The organism is Streptomyces venezuelae, assembly GCF_008642335.1.
In the GTDB taxonomy this organism is placed as follows: domain Bacteria; phylum Actinomycetota; class Actinomycetes; order Streptomycetales; family Streptomycetaceae; genus Streptomyces; species Streptomyces venezuelae_F.
In genome coordinates, this window is sequence record NZ_CP029191.1 from 2598829 (window position 1) to 2611897 (window position 13069).

Genomic DNA, 13069 nt, shown 5'->3' on the forward strand with positions numbered 1-13069 from the left:
CCACCCACCGCACGGCCGCCCACCACCACACGCCCGTCGGACCCCGGGCCACGCCCAGGCCCGCTCGTCGCAGAAACTGTCCGGGAAACTGATCGAGTCGTCATGCCGACGACGCTACGGACCGTCGGCACAACGTGTTGATCTTGCTCAATTTCCGTGGATTACCCGGCAGTTGTGGATAACTCCGTCACCCACACGTGGGAATCCACAGCGGCCCCCACCTCACCGAGGCGAGACCACGGCCCCCAGCAACCCCGGCCCCGTGTGCGCCCCGATCACCGCTCCGACCTCGCTCACGTGCAGTTCACCGAGGTCCGGCACCCGTTCCCTGAGCCGCTCGGCGAGCGTCGACGCCCGGTCCGGGGCCGCCAGGTGGTGCACGGCGATGTCGACCCGGCCGGAACCGGCGCGCTCGACCACGATCTCCTCGAGCCGGGCGATCGCCTTCGACGCCGTCCGCACCTTCTCCAGCATGTCGATGCGGCCGCCGTCCAGCTTCAGCAGCGGCTTGACCGCGAGTGCGGAGCCGAACAGCGCCTGGGCCGCGCCGATGCGGCCACCCCTGCGGAGGTAGTCGAGCGTGTCGACGTAGAAGAACGCGGAGGTGCCCGCGGCCCGCTTCTCCGCGGCGGCCACCGCCTCCTCCGCCGAATCGCCGCCCTCCGCGGCCTGCGCCGCCGCGAGGGCGCAGAAGCCGAGCGCCATCGCCACCATGCCGGTGTCCACCACCCGCACCGGCACCGGCGACTCCTTCGCGGCGAGGACCGCGGCGTCGTACGTGCCGGAGAACTCGGCGGACAGGTGGAGCGAGACGATGTGGGTCGCGCCCGCCTCGGCGATCTTGCGGTACGTGTCCGCGAAGACTTGGGGGCTGGGCCGGGACGTGGTCACCGACCTGCGTTTCTGCAGGGCCAGGGCGAGGGAGCGGGCCGAGATCTCGGTGCCCTCCTCCAGCGCCTGGTCCCCCAGGACCACGGTCAGGGGCACCGCGGTGATGCTGTGCCGCTCCATCGTCTCCTGCGGCAGGTAGGCCGTTGAATCCGTGACGATCGCGACATGGCGGGACATGAGCTGGAGGTTACCTGTCTGCGCCGTCGGGTGGCAGTCCGGGCCCTCTCCGCCCCGGTGCTCCGGCGCCGGGCGGATCAGGTCGTGCTCTCGGGCTTGGCCTTCTTCTCCCACGGATACGTCACGCGTGCGCCGGGCGGAGTGATCGCGGGCCGCGTCGGCTCCTGGGCTGTCCGACGGGCCGCCTCGGACCCCTCCGGCGCGGGCGCGGGCGCAGACTCGGGATCGGGCCAGGCCGCCGGGGGCGGGGTCTGGTCGGATGCCGGCTCCGTCGTCCAGTGCCGCAGGGCACCCGCCTCCATGTCGATCTGGGTGCTCAGCGAGTCCAGGTCGTCGTCCGCGAACCGGCGGGCCCGGTCGCGCGCCGACCACCGCAGGGAGTCGGCGGACTTCTTGATCTGTTCCGTGCGCTCGCGCAGCGCGGGCAGCCGCTCGGCCAGAGCCGCCTTGTCGGGGTCGCGCTCGAGACGACGGAGCTCGTCGTCCAGCTCGTGTCCGTGCACGCTGAGCCGGTCGAACAGCTGGAGGGTCTCCTTCAGCGAGGCGTCGTCAGCGGCGCCCGCCTGGAGTACGTCCTGCGTGGCCCGCATCGAGGTGCGCAACGACAGACGCAGCTGCGCCAGTTCACCGGCGCTGCCCGCCTGTGCGAAGCTCCTCGCCCGCAGCGTGGTGTCCTCCACGGTCCGGCGGGCCTCCGTGATGGTGCGGTCCACGCCTCGCTTGGCCGCCTTGACGGCCTTCACCGTTGCGTAGATGCCCAGCACCAAGAACAGCACGAACAGCAGCGCCACGATTGCGCCCACGGCTTCCATGGCGATCCTCTCCGTATCCGACCCGCTCCCTCGGCCTCTTCCACCGTAAACGGAGAAGGCAGGTCGGAGGTTCCAGCGGAACCCCCAACCTGCCCGTAAGGGAAGACCCCTATACCGCTACACGCGAACCATCACGCAGGAACGATGTTCACCAGCTTCGGCGCCCGCACGATCACCTTGCGGATCCCCGCGCCGTCCAGCGCCGCCACGACCCGCTCGTCGGCCAGCGCCACCTTCTCCAGCTCGGCGTCGGAGATGGCCGGGGAGACCTCCAGGCGCGCCTTGACCTTGCCCTTGATCTGCACGACGCAGGTCACGGACTCGTCCACGACGTACGCCGGGTCGGCGACCGGGAAGTCCTGGTGGACCACCGAGTCGGTGTGGCCCAGCTTGCGCCACAGCTCCTCGGCGATGTGCGGGGCCAGCGGCGCGATCAGCAGCACCAGGCGCTCCGCGACGGACCTCGGCACCGCGCCGCCCACCTTCGTCAGGTGGTTGTTCAGCTCGGTGATCTTGGCGATCGCGGTGTTGAACCGCATGCCGTCCAGGTCCTGGCGCACCCCGTCGATGGCCTTGTGCAGGGCGCGCAGCGTGGACTCGTCGATGTCCGCCTCCGCGACGTCGGCGACGGTGACCTCACCGGTCGACTCGTCGACGATCAGGCGCCACAGCCGCTGCAGCAGGCGGTACTGGCCGACGACCGCACGCGTGTCCCAGGGACGCGAGACGTCCAGGGGGCCCATCGCCATCTCGTACAGGCGCAGGGTGTCCGCGCCGTACTCGTCGCAGATCTCGTCCGGCGTCACGGCGTTCTTCAGGGACTTGCCCATCTTGCCCAGCTCGCGCTTGACCGGCTCGCCCTCGAAGAAGAACGCGCCGTCGCGCTCCTCGACCTCGGTGGCCGGCACCGGGAAGCCGCGGCTGTCCCGGTAGACGTAGGCCTGGATCATGCCCTGGTTGTACAGCTTGTGGAACGGCTCGGCGGACGAGATGTGGCCCAGGTCGAACAGGATCTTGGACCAGAAGCGCGCGTACAGCAGGTGCAGCACCGCGTGCTCGGCACCGCCCACGTACAGGTCGACGCCGCCCGTCGGCTGGCCCTCGCGCGGGCCCATCCAGTACTGCTCGACGGCCGGGTCGACCAGCTGCTGGTCGTTGCGCGGGTCCAGATAGCGCAGCTCGTACCAGCACGAACCCGCCCAGTTGGGCATGGTGTTGGTCTCGCGGCGGTAGGTGCGTGGGCCGTCGCCCAGGTCCAGGGTGACGTTGACCCAGTCCTCGTTGCGGGACAGCGGTGTCTCCGGAGAGGTGTTCGCGTCGTCCGGGTCGAAGGTGCGCGGGGAGTAGTCGTCGACCTCCGGCAGCTCCAGGGGCAGCATCGACTCGGGCAGGGCGTGGGCGACGCCGTCCTCGTCGTAGACGATCGGGAAGGGCTCGCCCCAGTAGCGCTGGCGGCTGAACAGCCAGTCGCGCAGCCGGAAGTTGACGGTGCCCTCGCCGATGCCGCGGGTGGCCAGCCAGCCGGTGATGCGGGCCTTGGCGCCCGTGACGTCCATGCCGTCGAGGGAGATCTCCTGGTTCGAGGAGTTGATCAGCTTCGCCTCGTACGAGGAGAAGGCGTCGTCCCACGCGCGCGGGTCGGTGCCGCGGCCGTCCGACGGCTCCACCACGCAGCGCATCGGCAGGTTGAAGGCGCGGGCGAAGGCGAAGTCGCGGCTGTCGTGCGCCGGGACGGCCATGATCGCGCCGGTGCCGTAGCCCATCAGTACGTAGTCGGCGATGAAGACCGGGACCTGCTCGCCGCTGACCGGGTTGGTGGCGTAGACGCCGGTGAAGACGCCGGTCTTCTCCTTGGCGTCGGCCTGGCGCTCGACGTCGGACTTGGCGGCGGCGAACGCGCGGTACTTGGCGACGGCCTCGGCCGGGGTGGCGTGCCCGCCGGTCCACGTCTCGTGGGTGCCCGCGGGCCAGGCGTCCGGGATGACCTTGTCGACCAGGTCGTGCTCGGGCGCCAGGACCATGTAGGTCGCGCCGAACAGGGTGTCCTGGCGGGTGGTGAAGACGGTGATCGCGTCGCCCTCGATGCCCACGGGGAAGCGCACGCGGGCGCCCTCGGAGCGGCCGATCCAGTTGCGCTGCTGCAGCTTGATGGCCTCGGGCCAGTCCAGCGCGTCCAGGTCGTCCAGCAGGCGGTCGGCGTAGGCCGTGATGCGCATGTTCCACTGGCGCAGCTTGGCCTTGAAGACGGGGAAGTTGCCGCGCTCGGAGCGGCCGTCGGCGGTGACTTCCTCGTTGGCCAGGACGGTGCCCAGGCCGGGGCACCAGTTGACGGGCGCGTCGGAGGCGTAGGCCAGGCGGTACTGGCTCAGCACCTCGGCGCGCTCGACGGCGTCCAGCTCGCTCCACGCGCGCGTGGAGTCCGGTACGGCGCGCTCACCGCTCTCGAACTGGGCGACCAGGTCGGCGATGGGGCGGGCCTTCGCGGCGTCGGCGTCGTACCAGGAGTTGAAGATCTGGACGAAGATCCACTGGGTCCACTTGTAGTACTCGGGGTCGATCGTCGCGAACGAGCGCCGCTTGTCGTGGCCCAGGCCCAGCGCGCGCAGCTGGGACTTCATGTTCTCGATGTTGGCCTCGGTGGAGACCCGCGGGTGGGTGCCCGTCTGGACCGCGTACTGCTCGGCGGGCAGGCCGAAGGCGTCGAAGCCCAGGGTGTGCAGGACGTTGTGGCCCGTCATGCGCTGGAAGCGCGCGAAGACGTCCGTGGCGATGTACCCCAGGGGGTGGCCGACGTGCAGGCCCGCGCCGGAGGGGTACGGGAACATGTCCATGATGAACTTCTTGGGCTTGGCCACCAGCGCGGCCTCGGCCTCGTCCCGCGCGGCCAGGTCGCCGCTCGGGTTCGGCGCCTCGTAGGTGCCGTCGGCGTCCCAGAAGTCCTGCCAGCGTGCCTCGATGTCCGCGGCCAGAGCGGCCGTATAGCGGTGCGGCGCGGCCACCTCGGAGGCGGCAGCAGAATTCGTCTCGCTCATGATCCTCAAAGCTCCATCGATCGTCTCTGCCTGCGGAATTGACCGTGCTGGTCAAACAAAAATGCCCCTCGCACAGGAGGGGACGCCGCGCCGATTCCGACCGCGATTCACCGGCGGTCGGGACTGATCAGCGCGGCCCGCTAAGCAGAAGGCGTACGGCACGCATGGCGTCAGGGTACCGCAGCCCTCCCGCGGCCCGCGACGAGCTTCCGGGCCGCGGCGGCCCGGCACCGCGGCCCGGCACCGCACTGACACCACCTTTAGGCGTTGGCCAAGGGTTACTCCGCGTACCGCCCACTATCGGGGCAACACCAAGATCGTGTCGCACTTTGATAACAACGCAATAACTCAAACCCCGTACCCACCGGTATGGAGCGACCTAGCATGCGGCGGACCGAACCATCTCGGAGCCGCCATGAACCCTCTGCACCCGCACCGCAAGAGCCGTTCCGTCCCGCGTTCCGCCGCCCGCTCGCCCGTGCCACGGGCCCTCGGCGTCGGCGCACTGCTCCTGATACCCCTGCTCGTCTTCGCCGGCGGTGACGCCCTGAGAGCCGCCGTCGACTTCACCGCGGGCGTCCTCTCCCTGGTCTCGCTGACCGCCGCCGTGGTCTGGGGCCTGGTGGCCACCGACCGCCTGTTCCTGCACTCGCGCCAGCGTCTGCTCGCCCAGGCCGTGCACCGCGCCACCGCGATCGCCTCCGTCGGCTTCCTGCTGCTGCACGGCACCGTCAAGGTCGCCCTCGACCACGTGTCACTGTTCGGCGCCCTGATGCCCTTCGGGCTCGGCGTCACGGGCAGCGCGGGGCTCATCGGGCTCGGCTCGCTCGCGGGCCTCCTGATGGTCGCCACGGCCGTCACAGGCGCCCTCCGCAGCGCCTTCGCCTCCCCCGCCCGGATCGCGTCGCGCTGGCGGGCGATGCACATGCTGGCCTACCCCGCCTGGTGCTCGGCGCTCATCCACGGCCTGTACGCGGGCCGCGAGCCCAAGCCCTGGGTCGTCACGCTGTACGCACTGTGCCTGGTCGCGGTCGCCGGAGCGGTCGCCCTCCGCGCGGCACCGCCACCGGTCAAGCGGAAGGTCGCCGCCCGCGTCCTCGCCCTGCTCGAACCGGAAGGCGCCGCCCCGCACCGGGACGAGCCTCCCGCGCGGGACACCCTCTCCACCCCGCTGCCCGGCACGACCGCCCCACCCCCCGCGACGGACCCCGTGGTCGGCATCTCGGCGGCCTACCGCGCCCTGACCGTCACCGCGCCACCGCCCCACCCCACCGTCCCGCCGCCCCGCGCCGAGCCCCCGGGCCGCTGGCCCGCGCCCTCCCCGCCACCGCCCGCCGAGTCCCCCTACGTCGCCCCCCAGCCGACGTACGACACCACGCCCCAGCCCGTGTACGACCCCTCGTACGACGCCCCCCTCGACCCCGTGTACGACAGCGGTCCCGCCACCGAACCGCTGCATCGGCCCTTTCAGGCCCCCGGCACGGGCGAGCCCTGGAACGCCGCCACCGGAGGCCACCCGTGAACGCCTCGCTCCCCGACGTCCCCGAAGTCCGCGTCGTCGGCCTGCCCCTGCTCACCTCGGGCTTCGACCTCGTCGAACGCCTCGACCTCTCCATGCACCTGAAGGTGCACGGCCCGCTGGAACCGATGGCCGGCGAACCGCTCGCCCGCCTCGCCGAGCACATCGCCCTGCGGGGCCGCGGTGGCGCGGGGTTCCCCTTCGCCCGGAAGCTGCGGTCCGTCGCCGACGCGGCGATCCGGCGCGGCATACGCCCTGTGGTCGTCGTCAACGGCAGCGAGGACGAGCCCGCCTGCCGTAAGGACACCGTCCTGATCAACCGCGCGCCGCACCTCATCCTCGACGGCGCCCTCCTGGCCGCCGAGGCCATCGGGGCACGCACCCTGGTCGTCGGCGTGACCCGCGACTCGACCGAGGCGTCGATGCGCACCGCGCTGGCCGAGCGCGGCCTGGGCAACCGCCGCGGATCGGCCCTCCGCGCGCGCGTGCAGCGCAATCCGGTGCGCATGGTCACCGGGGAGTCCTCCGCCCTCGTCCGCTCGGCGGACGGCGGGCCCCCGCTGCCGCCGGGCCGCAAGGTGCGGACGTCCGACTCCGGAGTTGGCGGCGCCCCCACCCTGCTCTCCAACGCGGAGACGTTCGCCCAGCTCGCCGTCGCCGCAAGGACAGGCGCCGACCGCTACTGCCGCACCGGCCTGCGCGACGAACCCGGCACCGTCCTGCTGACCCTCTCCGGAGCGGTCGCCCGGCCGATGGTCGTCGAGGTCCCCACCGGAGTGCCTCTCCAGTACGTCCTCCAACTGGCCGGAGCGCCGTCGCTTCCCCAGGGCGTGCTGACGGGCGGCTATCACGGCAGGTGGCTCGACGGGGCGACGGCGCACGACGCCGTCGTCTCCCGCGCCTCCCTGGACGCGTGCGGGGGCGCTCTCGGCGCGGGCGCGATCCTGCCGATCGGTGAGGGCACCTGCCCGCTGGGCGAGTCGCTGCGGGTCGCGCACTGGCTGGCCGCCGAGAGCAGCGGGCAGTGCGGCCCCTGCTACCTCGGCCTGCCCGCGGCGGCGCGCGGCCTCGCCGACGTGCTGCAGGGCGGCGGACCGACCGCCCTCGAAGCGCTGCGCGAGGTGACACGGGCCGTGAAGCGGCGCGGCGCGTGCAAGCACCCGGACGGCTCGGCGGCCTTCCTGGAGTCGTCGATCTCGGCGTTCACGGACGACCTCGCCGCGCACGTCCTGGGCGGCGGGTGCGGCCGTCCCGTCGAGGGTGTCCTCCCCCTCCAGGAGGACACGCCGCCGGCAGAGGCTCCCAGCGGGCGCACGCTGGCCGTCGACTGGACGCTCTGCCAGGGGCACGGCCTCTGCGCGGACATCGTCCCGGAGCTGATCCAGCTGGGCCCCGACGGCTTCCCGTCGGTGGCGGAAGCGTCCGTCCCTCGTTACTCCGAAGCGCGTGCCGCCCGCGCCGTGCGCCGCTGCCCCGCGCTCGCCCTGCGCATCGAGGAGGCACCGAAGGAGGCCGCGCCGTCCCGCACGGCACTGCCCGCCGCGCTCCCGCCGGGCCGGAGCCGCCGCGCGCTCGGCAGCGGAAGGCAGTGAGGAGACGACAGCTGCCGGACACGAAAAAGCGGGCCACCCGATTCGGGTGGCCCGCTCATATCCTGTGGAGCTAAGGAGAATTGAACTCCTGACCTCCTGCATGCCATGCAGGCGCTCTACCAACTGAGCTATAGCCCCTTGCTTGTCCGCCCGGTTTCCCCGGCGGCTCCGCCAACATTACACGGTCATACCCGTGCTCCACCAAATCGTTTCCGGTCTGGGCCGGTGTGGGTGGATACGGGCGGTACTGTCAGCCTTCGTGACCGTGCTCGCGCTCCCCGCCGCCCGCCGCCGCGTGCCACTGGCCGCCGGGGCCTGCCTGCTCTCCTTCACGGCCTTCTGGCTCGCCCAGCGTGCCGCCGACGTCTCGATGATCGACCTGATGGTCTACCGCGCCGAGGGCGAGACCGTGCGCGCGGGCGGCGACCTCTACGCGCTGCGCACCACCGAGGCCCATCTGCCCACCACCTACCCGCCGTTCGCCGCGCTGCTCTTCACCCCGCTGACGCTGCTGGACACGGCGGTCATGCGCACCCTCGCGACGCCGGCCAACCTGGCGCTCCTGATCGCCTTCGTGCACCTGTCCCTACGGCTGGTCGGCGAACGGCACGCGCGCGTGGAGACCGTTCTGTGGGCGTCCGCCCTCGCCGTGTGGTGCGAGCCGGTGTGGACGACGCTGCGCTACGGACAGGTCAACCTGCTGCTCGCCGTCCTCGTCCTGTGGGACCTGACGCGGCGCGCAGGACACCGCTGGACCGGCGTGGGCATCGGCGTCGCGGCGGCGATCAAGCTCACGCCCGCGCTCTTCGCGGTCCTCCTGCTGCTCACCGGGGCCGCCGAGGCCGTCCGGCACGGACCGTGGCGGCCTGCCGTGCGGCACGCGTGCGTGGCGGCCGTCTCGTTCGCCGGGGCGACGCTCCTCGCAGCCGCCGTCCTGCCGTACGACTCGTGGCGGTTCTGGACCCGGATGGTCTTCGAGGCGGGCCGGGTCGGCCTTGCCGAGGACACCGCGAACCAGTCGCTGCGCGGCGTCCTGGCGCGCCTCCTGCACACCGGGGAGCCCGGCGCCACGTGGGCTGTTGCGGCCGCCATGACCGGCGCGCTGGGCCTCGCGGTGGCGACGGCCTCCGCACTGCGCGGGGAACGGGCCCGGTCGGTGCTCTGCTGCGCCGCGACGGCGCTTCTGGTGAGCCCGGTGTCGTGGTCGCACCACTGGGTGTGGTGCGTGCCGATGGCGCTGCTCCTGTGGGCGGACGCGGAGCGACGTGGCGGCCGGGCGCGGTGGGCGGCGGTCGGAGGCATGTGCCTGGTCTTCTGCTCGTACGCCCTGTGGTGGGTGCCCCATGGCGTCGGGCGGCTCGAACTCGACCAGAACTATGGCCAGATGACGCTGTCCGCCCTCTACGTAGTGACCGCTTTTACGTTCCTGTGGACTGTCGTCACGCGGTGGCGAACGAGTAGAACCGCTTGAGGGTGCAGTGCTCGTCGAGGAGCCGGCCGTAGATCGGCTCCCCCTCCAGCTCGCGGTACGTCTCGATCGGGTCGCCTTTTATGATCAGCGCCCGCGCGCATTCCTCGCACCAGTACTGGTACTCCGGGTTGACCGGTTCCATGTCGCGGACGATCGGCGTACCACTGCCGCACCAATCGCATTTCCGCCGGTGTGCACCCATCGATCAGCTCCAGCTGTGGCCGCAGGCGGTGCACACGTACGAGACTCCGCCGTTGTCACCGAGTACTTGGGCGACGTGGGACGAGCCGCAGGAAGGGCAGTCGAGGAGCGTGCGGAGCGCGGACCGTTCTCGTACCGCCGCCGCTTCGGAGGGGTGGTCGACCTCTCCGAAGATGCTCGCAGGCATCGCGCTCTCCCTCCCGTCGGGCTGCGTCCCCTTCCGGCCGTCCGATTCTGCCACGGTCTGCGCGACCAGGGGGGAAGAGGTCGTGGCGGATCACACAGAAAAATCCCGCCCCCCTGACGGGGACGGGATCTTCCGGATTGTGGAGCTAAGGAGAATTGAACTCCTGACCTCCTGCATGCCATGCAGGCGCTCTACCAACTGAGCTATAGCCCCTTGCGTTCTTCCCGCTCGGCGGGCGAACAAGAAGAACTTTAGCCTGCGACCAGCCGGAATGTGAAATCCGGGTCCGGGCGCCCACCGGGACGCTCAGTCGTCGTCGCCGAGCACCGCTTCCGGCAGCGTGCCGGCGTTGTGCTCGAGCAGGCGCCAGCCCCGCGCGCCGCGGCCGAGGACCGACCAGCAGCAGTTGGTGAGGCCGCCGAGCCCCTCCCAGTGGTGCGGTTCGAGGCCGAGGAGACGGCCGATCGTCGTACGGATCGTGCCGCCGTGGCTGACCACCACCAGCGTGCCGTCCTCGGGCAGCTTCTCCGCATGGCGCAGGACGACGGGGGCGGCCCGGTCGGCGACCTCGGTCTCCAGCTCGCCGCCGCCGCGGCGCACGGCCTCGCCGCGCTTCCACGCGGCGTACTGGTCGCCGAAGCGGGCGATGATCTCGTCGTGCGTCAGGCCCTGCCACTCGCCCGCGTAGGTCTCGCGGAGCGCCTCCTCGTGCGTGACGGGGAGGCCGGTGATCGCGGAGAGCTCACCTGCCGTGGCGCCCGCGCGCTTCAGGTCGGAGGCGATGATCGCGTCCGGCTTCAGGGAGGCGAGCAGCCGGGCGGCGCGCTTGGCCTGGGCGACGCCCGTCTCGGTCAGCTCGATGTCCGTGGAGCCCTGGAAGCGGCGCTCCAGGTTCCACGCCGTCTGGCCGTGGCGCCACAGGATGATCCGCGGGCCGCGGTGGGTCACCGCAGCTCACCGTCCAGGTCGGCCTCCTCCGCGGCCTGCTGCTCGGCGTGCTCGGCGCCCTTGCCGCGGGTCGCCTTGGCGTCCTCGGGCAGGTCGATCTCGGGGCAGTCCTTCCAGAGGCGCTCGAGCGCGTAGAAGACACGCTCCTCGCTGTGCTGGACGTGCACCACGATGTCCACGTAGTCGAGGAGGATCCAGCGGGCGTCGCGGTCGCCCTCACGGCGGACCGGCTTGGCGCCGAGCTGCTTGTTCAGCTGCTCCTCGATCTCGTCGACGATCGACTTGACCTGGCGGTCGTTGGGTGCGGAGGCGAGCAGGAAGGCGTCGGTGATCGACAGCACGTCGCTGACGTCGTACGCGATGATGTCGTGCGCGAGCTTGTCGGCAGCCGCCTGGGCGGCGACGGTGATGAGCTCGGTGGAGCGGTCCGTGGCGGTCACTAGTGAGCTTTCCTTCGGCTGGTGGATACACCCCAAGGGTCTCACGGACCGCCGACAGCGCCCCAGACGATTACGTCACCGCTCCGGCGCGGGCCGTCCGGCATGGCCCGCGCCGACCGCTCTCACCTGGTCCTGTAGTCCTGTCCGAGCACTACGGAGACGTCGGCGTTGGCCGCCGTGCTCCCCTTGCGGACCGCGCTCTCCGGCAGGCCGAGGGTCTTGGCGACCTCGGTGGCCTGCTCCTTCTTGTCCGCGTCGGCGTAGGTGACCTGGGAGGCGGGCTGGGCGGCCGAGCCCGCGCCGCCGTCGATGAAGGTGTAGCCGCCGTTGACCAGGGAGACCCGGGCGTCCTGGGCCGCGCCCTTCTTGCCGGAGGCGTTCTTCACGCCGACCCGTACGGCCGCGTCCTTGTCCGGACTCTTCACCGCGCCGCCGAGCACGTCCTTGACCACGGCCTCTCCCGCCCCGTCGGTCAGCGTGCCGCCCTGGCCCACCGGCAGCAGCGTCGTCTTGTAGTCGCCGCCCTTCGCGCGGTCGGCGAGCTTGGCGAGGAAGGCGCCGAGGTCCTTGTCCTCCAGCGACGGGTCGAGGATCTGGGCGAGCGACTGCACCGTGGTCGTGGCCGCCTGCGGGTCCGACGACAGCTTGCGCAGGACGCCCTGCATGACCGCTCCGAAGCGCCGGAGCTGGTCGGCCTCCTGCTCGCCGGAGGCGCGGTACGTGGCGTACGCGACGGCCATCTTGCCGCTCAGGGTCTGCTGCTCGCCCTTCTTGACGAGGGGGGCCTCGCCCTTCTTGGCCTTGGGGTCGGGCACGTCGGCGTTCGTGTCGATGTCGATGTTGCCGACGAGCTCGACGAGGTTCTCCAGGTACGGGGTGTCGAGCCGCCACGTGCCCTCGACCTGCGTGCCGAGCACCGTGTCGATCGCGTCGCGGGTGCCGGTCGAGCCGTCGTCGTCGACGGACTTGCCGAGCGTCGTCGGCGTGCCGTCGTCGTCCGAGACGGCGAGCGTGTTGGGCAGCAGGACGGTGGCGCCCCGCTCCGTGGTCGCGTTGTTCACAAGCAGCGCGGTCGAGGTGCCGCCGCCCTTGGTGTTGTGCAGGTGCAGGACGATCACGTCGCGCTTCTGCGGTCCTGACGCGGCGGCCGCGCCGCCGTCGTCGCCGGACTGGCCGGGGAGCTTGCCCGCGAACCACAGATAGCCGACGCCACCGGCGATCACCAGAGCGAGGACCACGACCAGCGCGACGACCCGGGAACGCCCGCGCCGCTTGGCCTCCTCGCGCCGCTCGGTGCGGCTCTCGGTGAACTTCAGCCAGTCGATGACGTCTTCGGATTCCTCGTCCGGCTCCTCGATGAACGAGAACTGCTCGGTCTTGTACTCACCGGGCTGCTCGCGACGGGGCGGGGGCGCGGGCGCGGGTTCCGGCACCGGCACCGGCTCGGGCTCCGGTGCCGACGGCTGTTGCTGGTGCTGCGGTTGCTGTTGCTGCGGTTGCTGCTGCTGCGGGATCCATCCGGCGTTGTCGTACGAGGTTCCGGCCCCGCCGTACACGTCGTACCCCTGCTGCCCACCCGCGTACGGGTCGTACCCCTGGGACTGCTGCGGCACCTGCGGCTGCTGCGCCTGCTGGACCTGTTGGGCCTGCTGAACCTGCTGGTACACCGGCCGCCCGTACTCGTCGTACCCGACGACCTGGTACTGGTCGGCCGCGTACTCACCCGCGTACTCGCCCGCATACGGGTCAGTGCCCGCATAAGGGTCGTACTGTCGGTCGTTCACCGGTGCCCCTCTCGG

General features: G+C 71.5%; 11 protein-coding genes and 2 tRNA genes. 3 read left to right on the forward strand and 10 right to left on the reverse strand.

Annotated elements, in window-relative coordinates; genetic code table 11:
* Nucleotides 1–222: 222 nt before the first annotated feature.
* The 3 genes from DEJ49_RS11640 to leuS all read right to left on the reverse strand — a co-directional run bounded on the left by DEJ49_RS11640 (nt 223) and on the right by leuS (nt 4912).
* On the reverse strand, nt 223–1068 hold the full coding sequence (locus tag DEJ49_RS11640; protein WP_150184072.1) for a DegV family protein: 846 nt from the start codon (nt 1066–1068) through the stop codon (nt 223–225).
* Between the two features lie 77 nt (nt 1069–1145).
* A complete protein-coding gene (locus DEJ49_RS11645; protein WP_150184073.1) occupies nt 1146–1880 on the reverse strand; it encodes a hypothetical protein in 735 nt (244 codons plus the stop codon).
* A 131-nt stretch (nt 1881–2011) separates the two neighbouring features.
* Nucleotides 2012–4912: a leucine--tRNA ligase gene (gene leuS, locus DEJ49_RS11650; RefSeq protein WP_150184074.1), complete on the reverse strand. Its 2901-nt coding sequence runs from the start codon at nt 4910–4912 to the stop codon at nt 2012–2014.
* Nucleotides 4913–5327: 415 nt separating this feature from the next.
* Between leuS and DEJ49_RS11655 the strand changes: the two genes are divergently transcribed.
* The gene (locus DEJ49_RS11655) at nt 5328–6434 is read left to right on the forward strand and encodes a hypothetical protein (RefSeq protein ID WP_223832801.1); all 1107 of its coding nucleotides are present in this window, start codon (nt 5328–5330) and stop codon (nt 6432–6434) included.
* Nucleotides 6431–8023, forward strand: a complete 1593-nt coding sequence (locus tag DEJ49_RS11660) for an NADH-quinone oxidoreductase subunit NuoF family protein (protein WP_150184075.1) — start codon at nt 6431–6433, stop codon at nt 8021–8023. The genes DEJ49_RS11655 and DEJ49_RS11660 overlap by 4 nt, the downstream gene beginning before the upstream one ends.
* A 65-nt stretch (nt 8024–8088) precedes the next feature.
* Here DEJ49_RS11660 and DEJ49_RS11665 read toward each other — a convergent pair.
* Nucleotides 8089–8161: transfer RNA gene (locus tag DEJ49_RS11665), tRNA-Ala, on the reverse strand.
* Nucleotides 8162–8282: 121 nt separating this feature from the next.
* Between DEJ49_RS11665 and DEJ49_RS11670 the strand changes: the two genes are divergently transcribed.
* Nucleotides 8283–9494, forward strand: a complete 1212-nt coding sequence (locus DEJ49_RS11670; protein ID WP_190329324.1) for a glycosyltransferase 87 family protein — start codon at nt 8283–8285, stop codon at nt 9492–9494.
* Here the strand turns inward: DEJ49_RS11670 and DEJ49_RS11675 are convergent.
* The 6 genes from DEJ49_RS11675 to DEJ49_RS11700 form a co-directional block, all read right to left on the reverse strand.
* Nucleotides 9463–9696, reverse strand: a complete 234-nt coding sequence (locus tag DEJ49_RS11675) for a hypothetical protein (protein ID WP_023588762.1) — start codon at nt 9694–9696, stop codon at nt 9463–9465. The genes DEJ49_RS11670 and DEJ49_RS11675 overlap by 32 nt on opposite strands.
* A gap of 3 nt (nt 9697–9699) precedes the next feature.
* Nucleotides 9700–9882, reverse strand: a complete 183-nt coding sequence (locus DEJ49_RS11680; protein WP_150184076.1) for an IS1 family transposase — start codon at nt 9880–9882, stop codon at nt 9700–9702.
* Between the two features lie 140 nt (nt 9883–10022).
* Nucleotides 10023–10095: transfer RNA gene (locus DEJ49_RS11685), tRNA-Ala, on the reverse strand.
* 93 nt (nt 10096–10188) lie between these two features.
* Nucleotides 10189–10830 (reverse strand): histidine phosphatase family protein, encoded by a 642-nt coding sequence (locus tag DEJ49_RS11690; protein ID WP_150184077.1) that lies wholly within the window; start codon nt 10828–10830, stop codon nt 10189–10191.
* Nucleotides 10827–11270 (reverse strand): ribosome silencing factor, encoded by a 444-nt coding sequence (rsfS, locus tag DEJ49_RS11695; RefSeq protein ID WP_150167662.1) that lies wholly within the window; start codon nt 11268–11270, stop codon nt 10827–10829. Before rsfS ends, DEJ49_RS11690 begins: the two co-directional genes overlap by 4 nt.
* A gap of 122 nt (nt 11271–11392) precedes the next feature.
* Nucleotides 11393–13054 (reverse strand): LCP family protein, encoded by a 1662-nt coding sequence (locus DEJ49_RS11700; protein WP_150184078.1) that lies wholly within the window; start codon nt 13052–13054, stop codon nt 11393–11395.
* Nucleotides 13055–13069 lie beyond the last annotated feature (15 nt).

Coding starts and splice junctions, on each gene's coding strand:
- DEJ49_RS11640 (WP_150184072.1), bottom strand. CDS start 1,068: ATGTCCCGCCATGTCGCGATCGTCACGGATTCAACGGCCTACCTGCCG.
- DEJ49_RS11675 (WP_023588762.1), bottom strand. CDS start 9,696: ATGGGTGCACACCGGCGGAAATGCGATTGGTGCGGCAGTGGTACGCCG.
- DEJ49_RS11655 (WP_223832801.1), top strand. CDS start 5,328: ATGAACCCTCTGCACCCGCACCGCAAGAGCCGTTCCGTCCCGCGTTCC.
- DEJ49_RS11680 (WP_150184076.1), bottom strand. CDS start 9,882: ATGCCTGCGAGCATCTTCGGAGAGGTCGACCACCCCTCCGAAGCGGCG.
- DEJ49_RS11645 (WP_150184073.1), bottom strand. CDS start 1,880: ATGGAAGCCGTGGGCGCAATCGTGGCGCTGCTGTTCGTGCTGTTCTTG.
- leuS (WP_150184074.1), bottom strand. CDS start 4,912: ATGAGCGAGACGAATTCTGCTGCCGCCTCCGAGGTGGCCGCGCCGCAC.